The organism is Pseudovibrio sp. WM33 (assembly GCF_001623165.1).
Lineage (GTDB): Bacteria > Pseudomonadota > Alphaproteobacteria > Rhizobiales > Stappiaceae > Pseudovibrio.
The window spans coordinates 36,494-54,452 of record NZ_LMCK01000090.1 but is presented as its reverse complement, the minus strand read 5'-3'; the positions used below and the strand labels follow the sequence as shown (position 1 = coordinate 54,452).

17 protein-coding genes are annotated in these 17,959 nt (G+C 49.8%); 12 read left to right on the top strand and 5 right to left on the bottom strand.

Translation table 11 applies throughout. From position 1 onward, the window contains the following. Window positions 1-234 precede the first annotated feature (234 nt). The 3 genes from thrS to PsWM33_RS28795 all read left to right on the top strand — a co-directional run bounded on the left by thrS (window position 235) and on the right by PsWM33_RS28795 (window position 3,153). Window positions 235-2,181 carry a threonine--tRNA ligase gene (gene thrS, locus PsWM33_RS15610; protein ID WP_063297976.1) on the top strand — a complete coding sequence of 649 codons (1,947 nt, stop codon included), beginning with the start codon at window positions 235-237 and terminating at the stop codon, window positions 2,179-2,181. A gap of 154 nt (window positions 2,182-2,335) precedes the next feature. Then, complete coding sequence (locus PsWM33_RS28800) at window positions 2,336-2,644, top strand: GNAT family N-acetyltransferase (RefSeq protein ID WP_342585935.1); 309 nt, start codon at window positions 2,336-2,338, stop codon at window positions 2,642-2,644. 41 nt (window positions 2,645-2,685) lie between these two features. Then, window positions 2,686-3,153, top strand: coding sequence for a 1-acyl-sn-glycerol-3-phosphate acyltransferase (locus PsWM33_RS28795; protein ID WP_342585934.1), 468 nt, complete (start codon window positions 2,686-2,688; stop codon window positions 3,151-3,153). Window positions 3,154-3,269: 116 nt separating this feature from the next. On the opposite strand, the gene PsWM33_RS15600 is transcribed toward PsWM33_RS28795, so the two are convergent. Next, window positions 3,270-4,355, bottom strand: a complete 1,086-nt coding sequence (locus tag PsWM33_RS15600) for a hypothetical protein (protein ID WP_063297975.1) — start codon at window positions 4,353-4,355, stop codon at window positions 3,270-3,272. A 259-nt stretch (window positions 4,356-4,614) separates the two neighbouring features. Here PsWM33_RS15600 and PsWM33_RS15595 point away from each other — a divergent pair, with 259 nt between their 5' ends. Further along, window positions 4,615-5,220 (top strand): nitroreductase family protein, encoded by a 606-nt coding sequence (locus PsWM33_RS15595; protein ID WP_063297974.1) that lies wholly within the window; start codon window positions 4,615-4,617, stop codon window positions 5,218-5,220. Between the two features lie 16 nt (window positions 5,221-5,236). Next, window positions 5,237-5,848 carry a flavin reductase family protein gene (locus tag PsWM33_RS15590; RefSeq protein WP_063297973.1) on the top strand — a complete coding sequence of 204 codons (612 nt, stop codon included), beginning with the start codon at window positions 5,237-5,239 and terminating at the stop codon, window positions 5,846-5,848. Between the two features lie 26 nt (window positions 5,849-5,874). Here the strand turns inward: PsWM33_RS15590 and PsWM33_RS15585 are convergent, their stop codons facing one another. After that, window positions 5,875-6,561: a hypothetical protein gene (locus PsWM33_RS15585; RefSeq protein ID WP_063297972.1), complete on the bottom strand. Its 687-nt coding sequence runs from the start codon at window positions 6,559-6,561 to the stop codon at window positions 5,875-5,877. A gap of 184 nt (window positions 6,562-6,745) precedes the next feature. On the opposite strand from PsWM33_RS15585, the gene PsWM33_RS15580 reads away from it, so the two are divergent. Then, complete coding sequence (locus PsWM33_RS15580; RefSeq protein ID WP_063300834.1) at window positions 6,746-7,708, top strand: lytic transglycosylase domain-containing protein; 963 nt, start codon at window positions 6,746-6,748, stop codon at window positions 7,706-7,708. A 145-nt stretch (window positions 7,709-7,853) separates the two neighbouring features. Further along, a complete protein-coding gene (locus PsWM33_RS15575; RefSeq protein ID WP_063297970.1) occupies window positions 7,854-8,993 on the top strand; it encodes a DUF2336 domain-containing protein in 1,140 nt (379 codons plus the stop codon). A gap of 21 nt (window positions 8,994-9,014) precedes the next feature. On the opposite strand, the gene PsWM33_RS15570 is transcribed toward PsWM33_RS15575, so the two are convergent. The 3 genes from PsWM33_RS15570 to PsWM33_RS15560 form a co-directional block, all read right to left on the bottom strand. Beyond that, complete coding sequence (locus PsWM33_RS15570; RefSeq protein WP_208994582.1) at window positions 9,015-9,530, bottom strand: Hpt domain-containing protein; 516 nt, start codon at window positions 9,528-9,530, stop codon at window positions 9,015-9,017. A gap of 149 nt (window positions 9,531-9,679) precedes the next feature. Then, a complete protein-coding gene (locus PsWM33_RS15565; RefSeq protein WP_063297968.1) occupies window positions 9,680-10,456 on the bottom strand; it encodes an NAD kinase in 777 nt (258 codons plus the stop codon). A 453-nt stretch (window positions 10,457-10,909) separates the two neighbouring features. Then, the gene (locus tag PsWM33_RS15560; RefSeq protein WP_063300832.1) at window positions 10,910-12,052 is read right to left on the bottom strand and encodes an anhydro-N-acetylmuramic acid kinase; all 1,143 of its coding nucleotides are present in this window, start codon (window positions 12,050-12,052) and stop codon (window positions 10,910-10,912) included. A 465-nt stretch (window positions 12,053-12,517) separates the two neighbouring features. Between PsWM33_RS15560 and PsWM33_RS15555 the strand changes: the two genes are divergently transcribed. The 5 genes from PsWM33_RS15555 to PsWM33_RS15535 all read left to right on the top strand — a co-directional run bounded on the left by PsWM33_RS15555 (window position 12,518) and on the right by PsWM33_RS15535 (window position 17,339). Further along, complete coding sequence (locus tag PsWM33_RS15555; protein WP_057462502.1) at window positions 12,518-13,195, top strand: OmpW/AlkL family protein; 678 nt, start codon at window positions 12,518-12,520, stop codon at window positions 13,193-13,195. A gap of 435 nt (window positions 13,196-13,630) precedes the next feature. Continuing rightward, window positions 13,631-14,143 (top strand): winged helix-turn-helix transcriptional regulator, encoded by a 513-nt coding sequence (locus PsWM33_RS15550; protein ID WP_063292704.1) that lies wholly within the window; start codon window positions 13,631-13,633, stop codon window positions 14,141-14,143. A gap of 50 nt (window positions 14,144-14,193) precedes the next feature. Next, window positions 14,194-15,183, top strand: a complete 990-nt coding sequence (locus PsWM33_RS15545) for an NAD(P)H-dependent flavin oxidoreductase (protein ID WP_063300831.1) — start codon at window positions 14,194-14,196, stop codon at window positions 15,181-15,183. 177 nt (window positions 15,184-15,360) lie between these two features. Further along, on the top strand, window positions 15,361-15,738 hold the full coding sequence (locus PsWM33_RS15540; protein ID WP_063300830.1) for a hypothetical protein: 378 nt from the start codon (window positions 15,361-15,363) through the stop codon (window positions 15,736-15,738). 266 nt (window positions 15,739-16,004) lie between these two features. Then, window positions 16,005-17,339 carry a sodium-dependent transporter gene (locus PsWM33_RS15535; protein WP_063300829.1) on the top strand — a complete coding sequence of 445 codons (1,335 nt, stop codon included), beginning with the start codon at window positions 16,005-16,007 and terminating at the stop codon, window positions 17,337-17,339. Window positions 17,340-17,959: the final 620 nt, after the last annotated feature.

Here is a 17,959-nt window from a genome sequence, read left to right as displayed (position 1 = left end):
GTTGTTGCAAACAGTATGCGGAGTGGGGAGGGGGAAGGCTAGCTAAACCCTTGCTAACCAGTGGTAATTCAAGGTGTGTAACCTGTCGATTAGGTGATCTCTCCCGAGGAAAACAGAGTTGGGTGCGCTTAAAATCATCTGGACGCGTCTTCAAGAATTGTTTATTCAGGCAATCCATGATTAACACCAAACCGCTTACCTGCCTTGTTTGCAGGAGTGAGCTGGAGACTTGATATGCTGCAATTGACTTTCCCTGACAATTCCGTTCGCGAATATGACGCTGGTTCCACCGGAGCTGACGTTGCGGGGAGCATTTCTAAATCTCTCTTGAAGAAAGCTGTTGCCGTCGCGATTGACGGTGAGCTGCGCGATCTTTCTGATCCTATTCCAGCAAGTGCTGCGATTGAATTTGTTACTCGCGATGACCCTCGTGCGCTGGAATTGATCCGCCACGATGCGGCGCACGTGATGGCAGAAGCTGTGCAGGAGCTGTGGCCTGATACACAGGTTACAATCGGCCCTGTTATCGAGAACGGTTTTTATTACGACTTTAAGCGTGAAACGCCGTTCACACCTGAAGATCTGCCAAAAATCGAAAAGAAGATGCAGCAGATCATCCAGCGCAACGCGAAGTTCACCAAGGAAATCTGGAGCCGCGATGAAGCGAAGGAATACTTTGCTTCCAAGGGCGAAGATTACAAGGTTGAGCTTGTTGATGCGATTCCTGAAGATCAAACCGTTAAGATCTATAAGCAGGGTGACTGGCTGGATCTCTGCCGTGGTCCGCATATGGCATCCACTGGCCAGGTTGGTCAGGCATTCAAGTTGATGACTGTTGCTGGTGCTTACTGGCGCGGCGATTCCAACAATGAAATGCTGACCCGCATCTATGGTACTGCATGGTCTAATGAGAAAGATCTGAAAGCTTACCTCCATATGCTTGAGGAAGCTGAGAAGCGTGACCACCGTAAGCTTGGCCGCGAAATGGATCTCTACCACTTCCAGGAGGAAGGTCCGGGTGTTGTCTTCTGGCATCATAAGGGCTGGCAGCTGTTCCAGAACCTGACCAACTACATGCGTCGCCGTCTTGCTGATGACTATCAGGAAGTGAACGCACCTCAGATTCTGGATAAGTCGCTCTGGGAAACCTCCGGTCACTGGGAATGGTACCGCGAGAACATGTTTGCGACTGAGACCGAAGACCACCGCGTCTTTGCGATTAAGCCGATGAACTGTCCTGGTCACGTCCAGATCTTCAAGCACGGCCTGAAGTCCTATCGTGATCTGCCTCTGCGTATGGCTGAGTTCGGTGCTGTTTCCCGCTATGAGCCATCCGGCGCATTGCATGGCCTGATGCGCGTTCGCGCATTTACGCAGGATGATGCGCATGTGTTCTGTACTGAAGAGCAGATGGCTGCGGAATGCCACAAGATCAACGATCTGATTATGTCCGTCTACAAGGACTTCGGGTTTGAAGAGATCGTTGTGAAGCTCTCAACCCGTCCTGAAAAGCGTGTTGGTTCCGATGAAGTCTGGGATCACGCTGAAGCTGTGATGGGAGAAGTGCTGAAGGAGATCGAAGCGAACTCTGGCGGCAAGATCAAGACAGGCATTCTTGAAGGCGAGGGTGCGTTCTACGGTCCTAAGTTTGAGTACACTTTGCGTGATGCTATTGGTCGTGAATGGCAGTGCGGTACCACTCAGGTCGATTTCACCTTGCCAGAGCGCTTTGGTGCGTTCTATGTCGATAGCGATGGCGAGAAGAAGCAGCCGGTGATGATTCACCGCGCGATCTGTGGTTCTTTGGAACGCTTCCTCGGCATCCTCATTGAGAACTTTGCTGGTCATTTCCCGTTGTGGCTGACACCTCAGCACTTCGTTGTGGCAGCAATCACCTCTGATGCAGATGATTATGCAAAAGAAGTGCATGCGGCGCTGAAAAAAGCTGGTTTGCGCGGTGAGCTGGATCTTCGTAATGAGAAGATCAACTACAAAGTGCGTGAGCATTCTCATGCCAAGATCCCAGTGATTATTGCAGTTGGTAAGCGTGAAGCAGAAGAGAAGACAGTGAGCATCCGTCGTCTTGGTTCGCGTAATCAAACATCAATGACATTGGATGAGGCGGTGGCAAGCCTTACTGATGAAGCAGCAGCTCCAGACCTGAAAGAGCAGGCTTCCTGATCTTTTCGACTGAGTGAAATTTTGAAGGCTGGCTGCAGGTTTCTGTTGCCAGCCTTTTTCTTTTTGGCCTCACTGTCGCCTAAACTTCACGTAAGTTTGCGAAAGCTTACAAAACCCGCTCAGATGAAAATGAGTTATGTGAAGTGAGGATGTCGTGAACTACGCCGATTTGAGCTATGCCAATAATACTCATCCTTTATTGAAGCGGTGGCTTATTCGCGGCATTGAAGGTCTTTCTGGCAGACGAGCGCTGCTGAACCTTTATGAGGGCTGGCGAACAGGCTTCTCAGTTTCTGATCGAGCGCTTTGGCGAGATCTGCTGGATCAGATTGACCTGTGTGTGGAATGTTCTGGACACGACTGGCCGCCCTCTGATCTAGATGGAAAGCCTTTGGTGCTGATTGCAAACCATCCCTACGGTATTGCAGTGGCATTGCGATCCTTTCACTTGCTGAGCAGCTGAACCGTCCTTATCGCGTGCTGATCAATAACGAGCTGTTGAAGGTGCCTGAGATCAGGCATTTTGCCTTACCGGTAGATTTTGAAGAAACCGAAGAAGCCTTGCGGACCAACTTGAAAACACGGCAGGAAGCCCTTAGACTGCTACGGGAAGGGGTGGTGATTGTGATCTTTCCAGGAGGTGGAGTTGCTACAGCTGCTAAGCCGTTTGGCAGGGCTGAGGAGCTTCCTTGGAAGACGTTAAGTGCCAAGCTCATTCGAAATGCGCGAGCAACGGTGTTGCCAGTTTATTTTGAGGGGCAGAACTCGGCATTGTTCCACATGGTCAGTCGCTTTTCCCTGAGTTTACGATTGTCGCTTCTCATCCGCGAATTTAAGAGCATTCTGGGACAAACCATTCTTGCGCGGATTGGCTCTCCTATTTCCTTTGAGGTTTTAGAGGGATGCGAGAGCCAGAGAGAAATGATGGATGAACTTCAGGCAAACTGTTATGAGTTTGCGGGATTGTGTTGAGACGCCAAGGGCGGAAACCTTTTCTCTCCCGTAGGGCCTCCTCCTTAACGCGTGCGTAAACCAATAAAAAAGGCGCCGAGTGAGGCGCCTTGGTCATTCTTAATCTTGTGCAAGCCTTACAGAGGGTTTTCTGCAAGCACTTCCACTTCCACATTGTTTACGCTTGGATTGACCGTGAACTCTTCGCGATACATCTCACCATTGTTGCGCGCCATAACCGTATAGGTTCCGGCTGCTAGGGTGAGGTCAAGGAATGCGCCATTGCCGCTTGCAACGGTGTCGCCGCCTGGAGAGAGGATCGTCCAAGACGTGTTGGCCAAAGATGTTTTGTTCTTGACGCTTACCAGTTTCAGCGTGATGTTGCCTGCCTGATGGTAAAGGGTTGCTTCGGTCAGCTTGCCTGCCTGAACGTGAATATCTGCGCGTACGACAGCGTTGACATCGCCGTAGCGGCTTTCAATATGGTAGGTGCCTGCGCTCACTGGAACCAGCTCGCCCGGCTTGATGCCGGATGCAATGAGACCGCGGTTGCCCGTGGTGTCGTAAGTCATATCGTAGATGTTAAAGCGCACATCTTTGCGTGGCATCTGTTGATCGTTACCCAGAGCAGCGTCCAGACGAATGCCACCTGCATTCAGGATGATTGTTCCTGTCTTCACACCGCTTTTAAGTTCATAGCGAGTGGTTGCAGTGACTTTGCCAAAAGAGGTGTGAACGAGGTAAGTACCCGGATCGAGGCGGAATTCTGCGTCCTGATCTTGAGAGGACGCAACCATAGTCAAAGATCCGTCATCATTTTCTTTTGAAGAGTAGACACGCCATTTCAAGCCGCGTGTGAGGTTTGGTGTTCCCTCAGCCAGCTTTGCTACCAGATAAAGGACAGGCTGTGCGCCGACAGGTGCCTGCTCTGCGCCTACAGATGGGGGAGCATACGGCAAAAAGCTCGTACCCATTGTTGGTGCAAGGGATTGTCCCTGATAACCGCTGAGCGGATCATAGCTGATAGGAGGTGCGATGGTCTTGTCTGGCTTTGCGCCCAAGTCCAGCACTTCTTTAGAGAATGGCAAAGCAGGTTTGGAAACAGGAATAGGACCTGCAGCCTGAGCGGCGTTTCCAAGCAAGGCCAATCCAGCACAAAATGCTGTGGCGGTTGCTGCGCGTTGTAGCGCTTTGCTGAACGTCGATATCCGCTCTAACTTCACGTGTGCTCTCGCTACTACTTCAGAAAGTGTTACCCGTGTGCGACAGTAAATACAAAACCGACACCCGATCGAGTGAAATCAGATTACAGTGACAAACTGTGATTTGGAAGTGTTTTATAAATTTTTACTAAGTGGGTTGGGGATTGGTAGTCAATGTGGCAAGAATGGGGCAAGACCATCCTTTAATTGACACAGTTGATATTCTGTATAGGACTATTGCGTAGCTTTAATCGTTGAAATCCTGAAAAGAATCGAGACCGTGGAAACTAAAGACCTTCCAGAACTGAAGAGTTTTCTCAAAACTCGTCGCTCCCATCTCGCTGCAACGCTCGTGCATCCTGGTCCCAATCAAGCACAAATTTCAGAGCTTCTTGAAATGGCCTGCCGTGTTCCAGATCACGGAAAAATTTCTCCTTGGCGGTATATTATCTATGACAATTCACAGGCTGATCCTATCGGTCTAAAGCTTGCTGAAATTGCAGAAAAACGTCAGGGCTCCCTTGGTGAGAACACCAAGGCAATGGAGCTGGAGCGATTCAAGCGTGCGCCGTTGGTTATTGGCGTTTTGTCTTCTCCAAACCGGGAACATAAAGTTCCGGTCTGGGAGCAGGAGCTTGCTGTTGGGGCGGTTTGTGTTTCGCTCCTCAATGCCTGCTTTTCAATGGGTTTTGCAGGCCAGTGGCTCTCTGAGTGGTATGCTTTTGATGATGAGGCAGCTGCCTATCTTGGCGCTCGTGATGGGGAGCGGTTTGCAGGCTTCATTCATATCGGAAGCGCTAGCATTGTTCCGAGTGAGCGCCCTCGGCCTGATGTTGCCCGATTGACTGAATATTTTGAAAGTTCTCTTTCCGGTGTTGATGCGTAGGAGTTGAGGTAAGTATATGTTTTATGAAGCGAATAAGCCGCATGGATTGCCCCACAATCCATTCAAGGCTGTTGTTGTGCCTCGTCCGATTGGCTGGGTTTCTACCGTCTCTAAAGACGGTGTGCGCAATTTGGCTCCGTACAGCTTCTTCAATGCGGTGTGTGATACACCGCCGATGGTTGTGATTGGTTCCAGCGGTTACAAAGACTCTGTTCGCAACATTGAAGAAACTGGCGAGTTTGTCTGCAACCAAGCCACGTTGGAACTCGCAGATGCGATGAACCTGTCCTCTGCAATGGTTGGTTCTGATGTTGATGAGTTCGAGCTTTCCGGTTTAACGGCAGAGCCATCCAAATTGATCAAGGCTCCACGTGTTTTAGAAGCAAAAACTGCGTTGGAATGTAAGCTGGTCAATGTGCAGCGTCTGGTCGATATTGACGGAAATGAGACCAACAGCTGGCTTATACTGGGTCAGGTTGTTGGTGTGCATATCGACGAGAGTGTGCTCGAAAACGGCATGCTCAATGTGGCGAAAATGAAGCCCTTGGCCCGGTTGGGTTATATGGATTACTCGGTGGTTGATTCTGTATTTCAGATGGACCGGCCAGTTCTTCCAGAAAAAGCATGATGGCGGGCGCTTAGGCGCCCCTTTTCTTATCTCGAAAATACCTGTTGTATCTGTTGTGCGTCTTCAGTCGTGTTTGCGTTCATGCCGGTAAAGCCGAGTGCTACTGATTTTTCCAGATCCTCGAGTGCTGCGATTGGTGCCGTATCCAGAGCAATCAGATGAGCCGATTTTGCAGCAAACAGGCATTGTGTTTGTGCATATTGAAATGGTGGTAGCAAACTTCTGTTTTGATCTCTGGACTGTTTTGCATCCAGTGCCTCTTTCAGCGCCTCTTCATTCCATGTCAGCGCGGTTAGGCGCGGACTGGTGTCGGAGAGGTTCATGAGGTTGTGAAACGCCACAGGATATCTGCCAAGTTCAGGAATGATCTTCATTATGCAATCCTGCAATGCGTGTTCGGCCTCAAAGACTGAAAGTATTGCGTGCAAACGTTCAATATCGGCCCGAGACTTGATGAAGGTTGGAATGACGCCTCTTGGCTTCACATGAGCATAGGGCTTGAGCGTTGAGAGGATCGTGCTCTCTGATGGTTCGTTCAGCATGAGGTAGAGATCGTGGTGTTTGCCCAGCTCTGCCAGAGTGTTTGGCGGGCCATAAGGCTCGAACTCGCTGACGGGCTTTTCTGCCAGGATGGCGAATGATACATTCCTCAGAGCTTTCAGCTCTTCCGTCTTATCGAATGTTGAAGCCATCGCGCTCAGCAGGCAGTTCATTGCTTTTCTCCGAATCCAATCAGAAATTGAATTGTAATGCATAATTCGTAGAGAACAGGATAGGCGAAAAATCTGTTTTAACTCAAATAACTCAGTGAGCTCAGTAGGGTAAAATTAAAATTTAACTATTTGTTAACTAATATTAAGGGATATTAACTAATAGTATCATAGGGGGCAGATTCTCGTGAAGGTTGCAGGCGATCCTTCCATTGCAGGGCGTATTGAATCGGCTTTTCAAAAGGCCAGTTCCAAAACAGGTACGTCTTTTGACTTTCTGCTGCAAGCGGCTGCCCGTGAATCTTCCTTTGACCCGAACGCCAAAGCTAAAACCTCCTCTGCCTCAGGGCTTTTTCAATTCATCGAGTCCACCTGGCTTGAGACGCTGAAGAAAAATGGCGAAGAATTGGGTTTGCAAGACTATGCGCAGCACATTCGTGTTGATGCAAATGGCAAATACCGCGTCGATAACAACCACCTGAAGCAACAGCTTCTGGATCTGCGTTATGACCCTGATATCTCTTCGCTTGTTGCCGGTGCTTTGGCGAAAGATAACGCCTCCGGGCTTTCCTCAAATCTGGGGCGGGATCCGTCTGCTGGTGAACTGTATCTTGCGCATTTTCTTGGGGTGAATGGTAGTCTACGGCTTTTGAATGCTGCTCAGGACCGACCAGAGCACCCGGCTGCGGACCTGTTTCCGCTGCAAGCGCGGTCCAATAAGGCTGTATTTTACAACAAGGATGGACAGGCACGGACTGTTAGTGATGTGCATGGCCGCCTGGTTGGGCGCTTTAATGAAACGATTGCTGGTTCAGACCGTCTGGCAGTTGGTGTGCGTAAGGGGCCGATCACTAAGCCGATTGACAGCCATCGCGTTGAAAGTCGTATTCTGACAGCATGGCGTGCGACGACGGTTGATAAAGATGAGGCTCCTTTTCAGTCCCTGTTTCGGACTGATGAAGCGGCAGCATTAACTGCGTCCAAAGCTGTGAGTGAGACGAAGCGATCCGGTGTTGAGGTTCAGGAATCAATTAGCCAACAGTTTGTTGCGCCAAAACCAGTTGCGCGACCATCTGGTGCACCTTTGGACCTGACCAAATTTCTTGCGCCGTCCCAAGCAAGTGGAAAGTCCTTAAGTAAGAAGGTCTAGAACCTGTGACTTACAGGTGTTTCTTGCTGCTCTAATCTTTCAAAAAACAAGTTTTACGAGAAACTGCGGGTGCGGTGAACGAAGCCTTAAGAATTATGATTAATTATTTCTACCCATAGTTGGTGGATACAGGTTTCTGAGTGCCATGATTATCAAGAGTTTTCTGAATTGGGTGCAGTATGCGCCAAGTGGAAGTCGCGCACAGGCGGCTGGTGCTTTGGTGCGTGCTTTCTTGTACTCTGAACTTGAAAGCTCTGAGTACAGCGAAGCAGAGGCGGCATTGACCTTCCTGCTTGATGATCGTGATGTTACGGTTCGGATCGCCCTTGCAGAAGCCTTTGGCGCTGCAAAGATTGTTCCTTCTCACATCATTTCTGCTTTGCTCGTGGACGAAGATGAAGTTGCGCTGCCTTTGCTTTCTGGTGTGACGACTATTCCAGAAGGTGAGCTGGTGGATCTTGTTGCGACAGGCTCCACTCAGCGTTGTGTTGCAGTCGCCAGCCGGCCTGAAATTACCGTGGGTTTGTCTGCTGCTATCTGTGAAGTTGCTTGCGAAGAGGCCTGTGTTGCTTTGCTTGCAAATGAGAAAGCAGAGATCACACCCAATAGCATGGAGCGTGTTGTTGCGCGGTTTGGTGAAAGCCGGGACGTGAAAGATGCTCTGATGTCTCGTGATGATGTTCCCTTGCAAATCCGACATATGATGCTGCGGCGTTACACTGAAGGTCTTGGTGATCATCCGCAGGTGCTTGGTGCAAGGAATATGCGTGCTCCCGAGCAACTGGTCGCTGATGCGCAGGATCGTTCCACGATTTCACTGGCCTGGAGTGCCTCTGACAAAGAGCTGCACGGGCTTGTTGAACATCTGGTTGTTTCCGCTCAGATGACAAGCGTTCTTTTGCTTCGTTCAGCAGTAACCGGTTGCTTTAACCTGCTTACAAGCTCGTTGGCTCGCTTATCTGATTATGATGAGGATCAGGTGTTTGACGCATTGGCGACGCCATTTGGTGCTTCGCTGCGCCGTGTCTTGTCAGCTGCTGGCTTGCCTGATCGCACGCATGCGCTTTTCCAGGAGTGCATTGCCAGCTGGCAGCGGGTCGAAAACATGCAGATCGACCATTGGTCTAAGTCACGTATTGTTGCGGGTGATCTGATTGCACTGGAAGATGAGCTGGGTATTGAGGACCTGGGAGATCTGCAAGACTTGTTGCATCGCCTCTCCAATGAGGCGGCGCGCGCAAGTGCACGTACTCGTGTTGCTGAAATGCTGGGCGACGTTGCTTAAGGTATTCAGCTTATTGCCTGATTAGCTGTCGACGAGTTCCGTGAGCGGTGCGCTTGCTTCTTCCAGCCTTGTCACAAGCGCGACACCAAGCCGATTGGTATCATCGCGAGCATCTTCAGAAATCATTGCATTGATTGCGCTTACGTGCTGAGAGATGAGCTCTTTCGGGAAACTCTCTTGTGTTCTGGCTGCGACGAGCAGCAGTGTCAGGTTGTTTGCAACACGGCCAATCAGTGGGAAGCCCAGAGTTTCCGCCTGGCCTTTGATGTCGTGGGCGCAGCGGAATAATGCGTCGTAGGTTTCCTCTGTAAAATCAGCGCTTTGTGCTGCCTGATGGGTTTCTTTCAGGCAATCAACTTCCGACCCCATCCAACTTTCGAACTTGTCAGAAAGTTTCTCGATGGCTTCTTCAGCTGCTTTGACTGGATCGAATTTGGCAGCTTCAATGGTCGACATCTTCCGGACTTTTTTGGAAAGGTCGTTTGGAACGCGGATGCGTTCCTGAGAAGATTTATCTGAACCATTTAAAGAAGCCATTGTCCTGCGTAATTCCTGAGCCTGCATTGCTGTAGGCACGATTATATTTCGAATTCGAAATAATATCTAACTATTTTACGAGCAATTCCAATCCGAAGTTGCTTCTTGTAGCATATTTAGCTGTGGCCACAGCATCAACAGGTTGTGTCTTAGTACTTAAACATCTCAGAGAGGATACGTTCGTCCCAGCTGTGTTCATTATCAAACATGATGCAGCTTTGAGCTGTTGCATCCTGATAGATTGTCGTGCTGATAACATTTCGGAACTCACGGTGATCAGCTGCTGCGTTGACCGGGCGCTTATCTGCCTCAAGCACTTCAATTTTAACGGTATTCTGCGTGGAGAGCAGGGCACCGCGCCAGCGCCTTGGGCGGAAGGCACTGATGGGTGTAAGTGCCATCAGGGGAGCGTCAATCGGCAGGATTGGGCCATGAGCTGACAGGTTATAAGCTGTGCTGCCCTGGGGAGTAGAGATAATGATACCATCGCATGCCAGCTCTTCCATGCGGACGCGTCCATCAACGGAGATGCGAAGTTTCGCAGCCTGATGGGATTTGCGCAGGAAAGACACTTCATTGATTGCGCGGGCGGTGAACTCGTTTCCGTCTTTGTCGACAGCTTCAATGTTGAGTGGATGGAGAGGCGTTATCTCTGCTTTTTCAAGGCGTTCGATCAAACCGTCGGTTTTGTACTCGTTCATGAGAAAGCCGACTGAACCGCGATTCATGCCGTAGATCGGCATGCCTTTGTTCATAAACTTATGTAGATAAGAGAGCATAACTCCGTCGCCGCCGAGCGCGACGATGACGTCCGCATCGTCTTGCGAGGCAGATCCGTACATCTTTTCAAGAGCTTGGCGTGCAGCAAGTGCTTCTGGCGTATCGCTGGAAGCAAAGGCAATGCGGTTGATAGTTCTTCTCTTCAAAGACGGCTCCTCCCTCAAAAAGGAGGTAGCATGACTTTGGGAAAATTCAAACTGCCTTTATGTCGCTTCTCGTGGGATTGCCAATGGATTAGCACATGCCTTGCCCGTTTTTACTGTAAAAAATACATAGACCCTATAAGTATTGTGTTGTGTATTTGTGCAATACTACTTGTTTGTGTTCGAATAAACATCAAGGTACTGAATTGCAACAGTCGTTGTTTCGGTTGTTTGGAGGGGTTTTTGTTAAAATAACTTTCGAGTATGTTGATTGTGTTGCAGATAGTTGAAATTCTTTTAAGATATCAATTATCTACAATGTTGCGACCAGAATATACTGCCTACCTTTTCTTATAGATATTTGAAGTTGAGACCTTTTGAGCTTTAAACAAGAGGTCGGTGGGAGCTCTTGCGCGGCGGCAAGGGCTCCCACCTTTTTACTTCTGGTACGGCTGTTTAGCTGGTGTGTTGGTGTGGAAGCGCCTTGGTGCCACCTGACATAGCTGTTGGAACGCCTGTGGTTCCCGGAAAGCTGATCGGCAAATTGAGATCGCATCTGGCGGCGAGGAAGGCGAAGCATTCGGCCTCCACTGCATCACCGCGCCAGCCAAGTTCCTCTGCCTGAATGATTTTTACGTTTGCCCGTGCTTCGATCTCTTTCAGAAGCTGCGGGTTTTTGCGTCCTCCACCGCATGCTACCAGGCAGGCCGGGCGTTTTGGTAGCATGTCCAACCCTTTGCCGACTGCGCTGGCTGAAAATGCAGTGAGTGTTGCTGCGCCGTCTTGCAGAGAAAGGCCGGTTGCCATGTCTTTTGTGAAGCTGTTGCGGTCGAGAGATTTTGGGAACGGGGCTGTGAGGTAAGGGTGGTCCAGCAGCGTTTTGAGGCGGTCTTCGTCCACTTGTCCGCTGGCTGCGATAAGGCCGTCGCGGTCCATGTCGCCACGATTATGGGAGCTGATCCAGTCGTTTATGGGCGCGTTGGCGGGGCCTGTGTCGAAGGCAATCAGGGTGTTATGCCCATCCCACCATGAGATGTTGGCGACGCCGCCGAGGTTCAGAATCGCTGTGTCCGTTGGATTGTCGGATAGACCGGCGCTTCTTAAAAGGGCCTGATGGTAGATGGCGGCGAGGGGGGCGCCTTGTCCACCTGCTTCGATATCTTGCGTTCTGAAGTCGTAAATCACTGGAATATCGAGGATATCAGCGATGATCTGGCCGTCACCGAGTTGGCGGGTTGCGCCTTTCTGGCCGCCTTTGGGTGCGCGGTGCAGGACGGTTTGGCCGTGAAAACCGATCAACGCAATATTTTGCGTTGAAATGGAGTTTTTTGAAAGGAAATGTGAAATTGCGTGGGCTTGTCCCTCGCTGAGTGCTTTCTCCGCTCGTGAAAAAATTTCAGGTTCCTCGGATGCGAAATTCCAGTCCTGAGCGGCGGCCATGGCTTCGGCGATCAGCTGATTGGTTTCAGGGGGATAACTTGCCAGTGTGTAAGGGCCGAACTCTTCGATGGTTTGTCCATCGGTTTTCAGCATGGCGATGTCGACGTTGCCGTCCATTACCGTTCCGGTCATCAGACCGATGCACCACTGCGCAGCCATTTATTCCCCCACTCACAAAACCCGCTAGACTTAAAACTGAAGAGACTTCGGTCAGAGCCAGATGTTGCAAGGAAGGTGTGTGCCTTACGGATCTGCCTACACGAAGTCTCCACTTCATAGCGGGTTCTGGGCGCAGTGACAAACGTTGGAGTGATGGAAGCCTTTGTGTTTTCAGTTGGTGATTGTGATGGTAGGAGGCATTGTTGTACGGGCTACATATCAATTATTATGATGAAATGAAGTGATGAGAGTTTCCTTAGCCTTGTTGTGTTCCGGCTATTGTGCTAGTTTTCCTGCAAGAAATGTCTATTTGAAATCAACATTTCACATTTCTTATCCGGCAAAATTACTATTATAAATAGTACTTATATTATCAATGCTGGTTTGATGCACCTCAATGCTCATGTGCTCCACTCTCAATAATTGGAATAAGTGTAAAGCTCGCTTATACAACTGGAGGTGGAGATGAGTTTGAAAAGGGTGATGGGCCTTATGGTCACTGCTGCGATGGTGGTGCCTGCTGGTCAGGTTCTGGCGGCAGATATGCCTGTGCCACAGGAAGATATCATTGCTGCGGCTGCATCTGAGAAGAGCCCTTGGCAGATCCGTGTGCGCGCTCTGGGTGTGATTACTGAAGATAGCGGGCACGTTAATGGTGTTTCCGGCTCAGATCTGTCCTATTCCAACACAGTGGTGCCCGAGCTGGATATCACCTATTACTTCACTGAAAATATTGCTGCTGAGCTTATTTTGGGAACGACGTGGGCAAACGTAGATGGTGATGGTGCTCTTGCTGGTACCGATGTGGGAGACACATGGATCCTGCCGCCAACTTTGACTTTGCAGTATCACTTCACCAACTTTGGCGCTTTCAAGCCTTATATCGGTGCGGGCGTGAACTACACGATTTTCTATAATCAAGATGCCAACGATGTTGATGATCTTGATATTGAAAACACATTTGGTGCAGCGCTTCAGGTTGGTTTCGATTACATGATTGATGACAACTGGGGTGTAAACCTTGACGTCAAGAAGCTGTTCCTTGAGCCAGACTTTGACGTGAAAGTTGGCAGTAACAAGCTGAAGGGCACAGCTGAGTTGAATCCCTGGCTGGTTGGTGCTGGTATCACCTATCGTTTCTAAGTGGGTTTTAGTGGCTTAAAAAGTTAGGCTTGGATGTGTGAGCACCCAAGCCTTTTGTTTTGGAATTGCCTGATGCTTCAGGCTGTTTCCAGGATCTTTGCGTTATTCACCTGCATTTCTTTGCCACGAATACCAAAGAAATGAGTGAATGCATTGTTGTTTTCCTCTGTGAGAAGTTCCGCCAGTGTGCCGTCTGTATGAACCAGCTCTTAAGCGAAGTTAGTAAGTGGCGGGGCGAAATGCTCGCACACAGATTGGCTGTTTGCTGAGACCCTACTGAATGCGGCAACCCAGAGCGATTTTGGTGCTGTGCAGAGGTTTTGAAAAAGACTCAGTGGTTCGATTGAGGACTAGGCCAAAGAGATAGGTTGCCCATTAGGTCAACTAGAAATAGCTTCTTTAAACGAAGTTAAATTGAAAGTGCCGGAGCCGGGAATGAGTGGAGCGCGACGAAGCTTTGCAGGTGTTGACTGTGCGGTTGCTCAAGCGATCGAGCAAATGGGTGATCCATGGATCCTGCTTATCCTGAGATGTCAGTTTCAGGGCATCAAGCGCTTTGATGACTTTCAGGGGCATTTGCAGATCTCCACCAGTGTGCTGACAGACCGACTAAGGCGTCTGGTTCAGGCCGGTTTGCTGCGGAAGGAGCAAGACCAGCAGGATAAGCGCGGAACGGTCTATCTGCTCACCGAGAAGGGTATGGACTTTTATCCAGTTATGATTGCGCTGCACCAATGGAGTGAGCGCTGGGAAGCTCGTGAAGGCGGACCGAGACTGGAATTGCTGGACAAGCAAAGCGGAGAGCCTGTGCGTGATGTGCGCGTGCTTTCGCAAGACTACAGAGAATTGAGTGCCCGGGATGTTCTGGCTCTGGTTGATGACCAGAGTGGTGAGATGATGCAGGACATTCAGGAGAGATTGAAGCGTCGGAGAGGTGATGTTGCCTGATTTTGAGATCAAACAGGCAGCAGATTGAATTGTAAGGGAGTGTGTTTGAAATGGCTTTGCTGGATATTTTGAAGAATAAGTTGCGCCTGCCAGTTGTTGGCAGTCCTTTGTTTATCATCAGCAATCCAGACCTTGTGATTGCACAGTGTAAGGCAGGGATTGTTGGTTCCTTCCCAGCGCTTAATGCTCGCCCGCAGGAAAAGCTGGAAGAGTGGCTGATCCAGATTACGGAAGAGCTGGCAGCTTATGATGCGGCTAATCCTGACAAACCGTCAGCTCCGTTTGCTGTGAACCAGATTGTGCATCGCTCCAATGATCGTCTGCAGCATGATGTTGAGCTTTGCGTGAAGTACAAGGTGCCAATCGTGATTACCTCTCTTGGTGCGCGCCCAGAGGTGTTTGATGCGGTTCATTCTTACGGCGGCATCGTGCTGCATGACATCATTACCAACACCCATGCGCATAAGGCGGTTGCGAAGGGTGCTGATGGTCTGATTGCTGTTGCCGCTGGTGCTGGTGGTCATGCAGGCACAACATCGCCGTTTGCACTTATTCAGGAAATCCGTGAATGGTATGATGGGCCACTTCTGCTTTCAGGCAGCATCAGTACTGGCAAGTCTATTCTTGCATCACAGGTGATGGGTGCTGATCTGGCTTACATCGGGTCTGCGTTTATTGCGACTGAGGAAGCAAATGCTCAGCAGGCCTATAAGCAGATGATCGTTGATAGCGGTGCAGAGGATATCGTTTATTCCAACTTGTTTACTGGTGTGCATGGCAACTATCTGAAGCCATCCATTGAGCAGGCAGGAATGGACCCGAGCAATCTGCCGGAAGGCGATCTGAAGACTATGGATTTTCACAGTGCTGACAAGGGAAAGCCGAAGAGCTGGAAAGAGATCTGGGGCTGCGGCCAGGGTATTGGTGCGGTGAAAACCATCGGCAGCACTGGCGATCTGGTTGCACGGTTGTCATCAGAGTATGATGCCGCTCGCAAAGCGGTGACGGAACAAGCCTCTGTACTGGAGCCGACTGAGTAAGCTGGTCTTGCGTGGTGGTTTGCGTGATACCGGCAAGCCAGCTCGATATTGATACATAATACAAGGCTGCTGGGTTTGGCTCAGCAGCCTTTTCTTTCACATCTGTGCGGATGTTTCGTCCTTATCAATGTCCTGCCATGTTTTTGTAGAGGCGGGACCAAACAAGAAGGAAGAAAAATGCGTATCTTTTGGTGTCTCGGCCTTCTACTGGCCGTTCCTTTCATGGTTGCCTCTGAAGGCTATGCTCAGGGGAGTTCCAACCAGGTCACTCCACCCATGACACAGTATTGTAACCGTGGTGATGTGCTGTATGCGGATGGAAGCAGTGCAGACGGACCTATGCCGATGATCAAATGCGGTCAAAACTCGCTGGTTTATCAACGCACCAACCTGAGTTTTCCGCTGTCCGTTGTCTCGAATGGCAAGTTGTCCGTGGGTAATGCAAACGGTGCTTGTCAGAGTGCGAAAGCTGTTGGTGCGGATGCAATCGTCAGTAACATCCAGTCCCTTTGCAATACGACACTATGGCCGAACTCTTGCGCCAAGTGTAATTGAGTATAAGATATATCACTGGTAGTATTGGTTGCTGCATGCCTAAAGTAATCAATACTACTTATCTTGTTGAGTTAATCTCACCAAATGCCGCGTAGTAATCAGTATTACACTTTTATAGGTATCGTGACACCTGATGGTCATATATGAGAAACTCTGTTGCATGAAATGGGTGTATCTCTAGCGTTATATTGCTAGAATCGGGCAACTTGTGAAAGTTGATTTCAAAAATACACTTAAGCAAAATCAACAAGAATGGCTTAGGTCACATGCAACGAGAGCATTGGGGAAGTCGTATCGGCTTCATTCTGGCTGCTGCAGGTTCAGCGGTTGGGTTAGGTAATATTTGGAAATTTCCATATTTGGTTGGCGCGGAAGGCGGCGGGGCGTTCCTCGTTGTCTATGTTGCGTTTTTGATCGCGATCGGCGTGTGCGTGATGATCGCGGAGATTGCGCTGGGCCGTCATGCTCAGGCCAATCCATTCAGTGCGTTTAAACGTGTTGGCGGCGCAGGTTGGTCAATTTTTGGTCTCATGGCGGTTCTCACCGCGTTTCTTATTCTCTCGTTTTATTCCGTTGTTGGTGGCTGGACCATCGCCTACGTGGTTAAGACAATCACCGGTGGCTTCTCTGGCTATTCAGGCGCGGAGTTTGAGGGACACTTTGGTGCGCTGGTGACAGACGCAGTTGAGCCGATCATTTATCACGCTGCCTTTATGGCGATTGGCGTGCTGATCGTGATCAACGGTATTTCCGGCGGCATTGAAAAGGCATCTAAGATCATGATGCCTCTTTTGTTTGTTCTGCTGGCTTTGCTGGTTATCCGGTCTCTGACCCTTGATGGGGCAATGGCAGGTGTTGAGTACTTCCTCGTTCCTGACTGGTCTCATTTGAATGCGGACATGGTTGCCGCAGCTCTGGGGCAGGCGTTCTTTACGTTGTCTCTGGGTATGGGTGCTTTGATCACCTATGGTTCTTATCTGGGTAATAAAGAGAGCATTCCAAACGCAGCCCTTTGGGTTGTTGGTCTTGATCTTCTGGTCGCTGTTCTGGCTGGCTTCCTTATTCTGCCAGCGGTGTTTGCGTTCAACATGGATCCGGCTGCAGGCCCAGGACTGACCTTCATCACACTGCCAGCGATCTTTGCTGAGCTGCCGTTCGGTATGTTCATTCAGCTTTGCTTCTTCGTACTGCTGTTTGTGGCTGCGATCACCTCGGCAATCTCCTTGCTGCAGGTCGTGGTTGCGTTCATCTGCGAAGAGTTCAATGTTGGCCGTAAGGCGGCCACCATCTGGGTTGGTATTGTGATCTTCCTGTTTGGTGTTCCAAGTTCTTTGGCGCTGGGCGTGTGGGGCGATATCACGTTCTTCGAGCTGAACATTTTCGACTTCCTTGGCTACCTCACTGACAACTACTTCCTGCCACTTGGCGCGATTGCGACCTGTCTGGTTGCTGGTTGGGTGAGCTATGACAAGTTTGCTGCGGAAGTGACCAATAACGGTGAGCGTCCGTTTGCCTATCTGACAGCATGGAAGTGGATGTGCCGTGTGGTTGCACCGCTTGCGATCATCTGGGTGATGGTCCATTCCATCTTCGGAGCATAAAGCTTCACTCAAAAACAATGAAAAGGCCGCCAGTTTTGGTGGCCTTTTTTAATGCTGTTTTATGGTCATCCGTAGTTTGACTTAATCTGGGCCGGAAGAGGGAGGAGAATGTACCTGTTGGGCATAGTCCCTTCACCCGAGATGGTCTTGATAAGGAACAGGGTTATGTTGAGGCAGCTGAAGCGCTATTGGGTGCATTCCATGAATGCCAGATTGCCGCGTGAGATGGTATGTCTGGACGAGGAAAAACAGGCCAGGTATCGCAGTGTAAGGGGACGTTGGCCTCAGGAATAAGGCCTTATCACCGTCCCAACGAGAGAAAGAAGCACCGTTTGAGCGGTGCTTTTTTGTGTCTGACCTGTGTTGGTGCGGTGCGTGAGCCGAGCCTGCGACGAAAAAACTTGTGGGCTGCATGTGGTGGCAGGAAGTTGCGTTGCTGTCGCGTGGTTAACGTAATAAGTGGTATGATCAGCCAATATTTATGTATTTAATGGTTGGTTTCGTTGTTTGTTGGTAGAATATGGGTGTATGTGACTATATTTTGAATTCGCCCATTAAGTGCAGCTGTAAAAAACCTATATTTTTTGAGGTAAGTGAAATTACCTGCGACAATCTGTCAG

Coding starts and splice junctions, on each gene's coding strand:
- thrS (WP_063297976.1), top strand. CDS start 235: ATGCTGCAATTGACTTTCCCTGACAATTCCGTTCGCGAATATGACGCT.
- PsWM33_RS15590 (WP_063297973.1), top strand. CDS start 5,237: ATGTTTTATGAAGCGAATAAGCCGCATGGATTGCCCCACAATCCATTC.
- PsWM33_RS15585 (WP_063297972.1), bottom strand. CDS start 6,561: ATGAACTGCCTGCTGAGCGCGATGGCTTCAACATTCGATAAGACGGAA.
- PsWM33_RS15575 (WP_063297970.1), top strand. CDS start 7,854: ATGATTATCAAGAGTTTTCTGAATTGGGTGCAGTATGCGCCAAGTGGA.
- PsWM33_RS15570 (WP_208994582.1), bottom strand. CDS start 9,530: ATGGCTTCTTTAAATGGTTCAGATAAATCTTCTCAGGAACGCATCCGC.
- PsWM33_RS15560 (WP_063300832.1), bottom strand. CDS start 12,052: ATGGCTGCGCAGTGGTGCATCGGTCTGATGACCGGAACGGTAATGGAC.
- PsWM33_RS15555 (WP_057462502.1), top strand. CDS start 12,518: ATGAGTTTGAAAAGGGTGATGGGCCTTATGGTCACTGCTGCGATGGTG.
- PsWM33_RS15550 (WP_063292704.1), top strand. CDS start 13,631: ATGAGTGGAGCGCGACGAAGCTTTGCAGGTGTTGACTGTGCGGTTGCT.
- PsWM33_RS15545 (WP_063300831.1), top strand. CDS start 14,194: ATGGCTTTGCTGGATATTTTGAAGAATAAGTTGCGCCTGCCAGTTGTT.
- PsWM33_RS15540 (WP_063300830.1), top strand. CDS start 15,361: ATGCGTATCTTTTGGTGTCTCGGCCTTCTACTGGCCGTTCCTTTCATG.
- PsWM33_RS15535 (WP_063300829.1), top strand. CDS start 16,005: ATGCAACGAGAGCATTGGGGAAGTCGTATCGGCTTCATTCTGGCTGCT.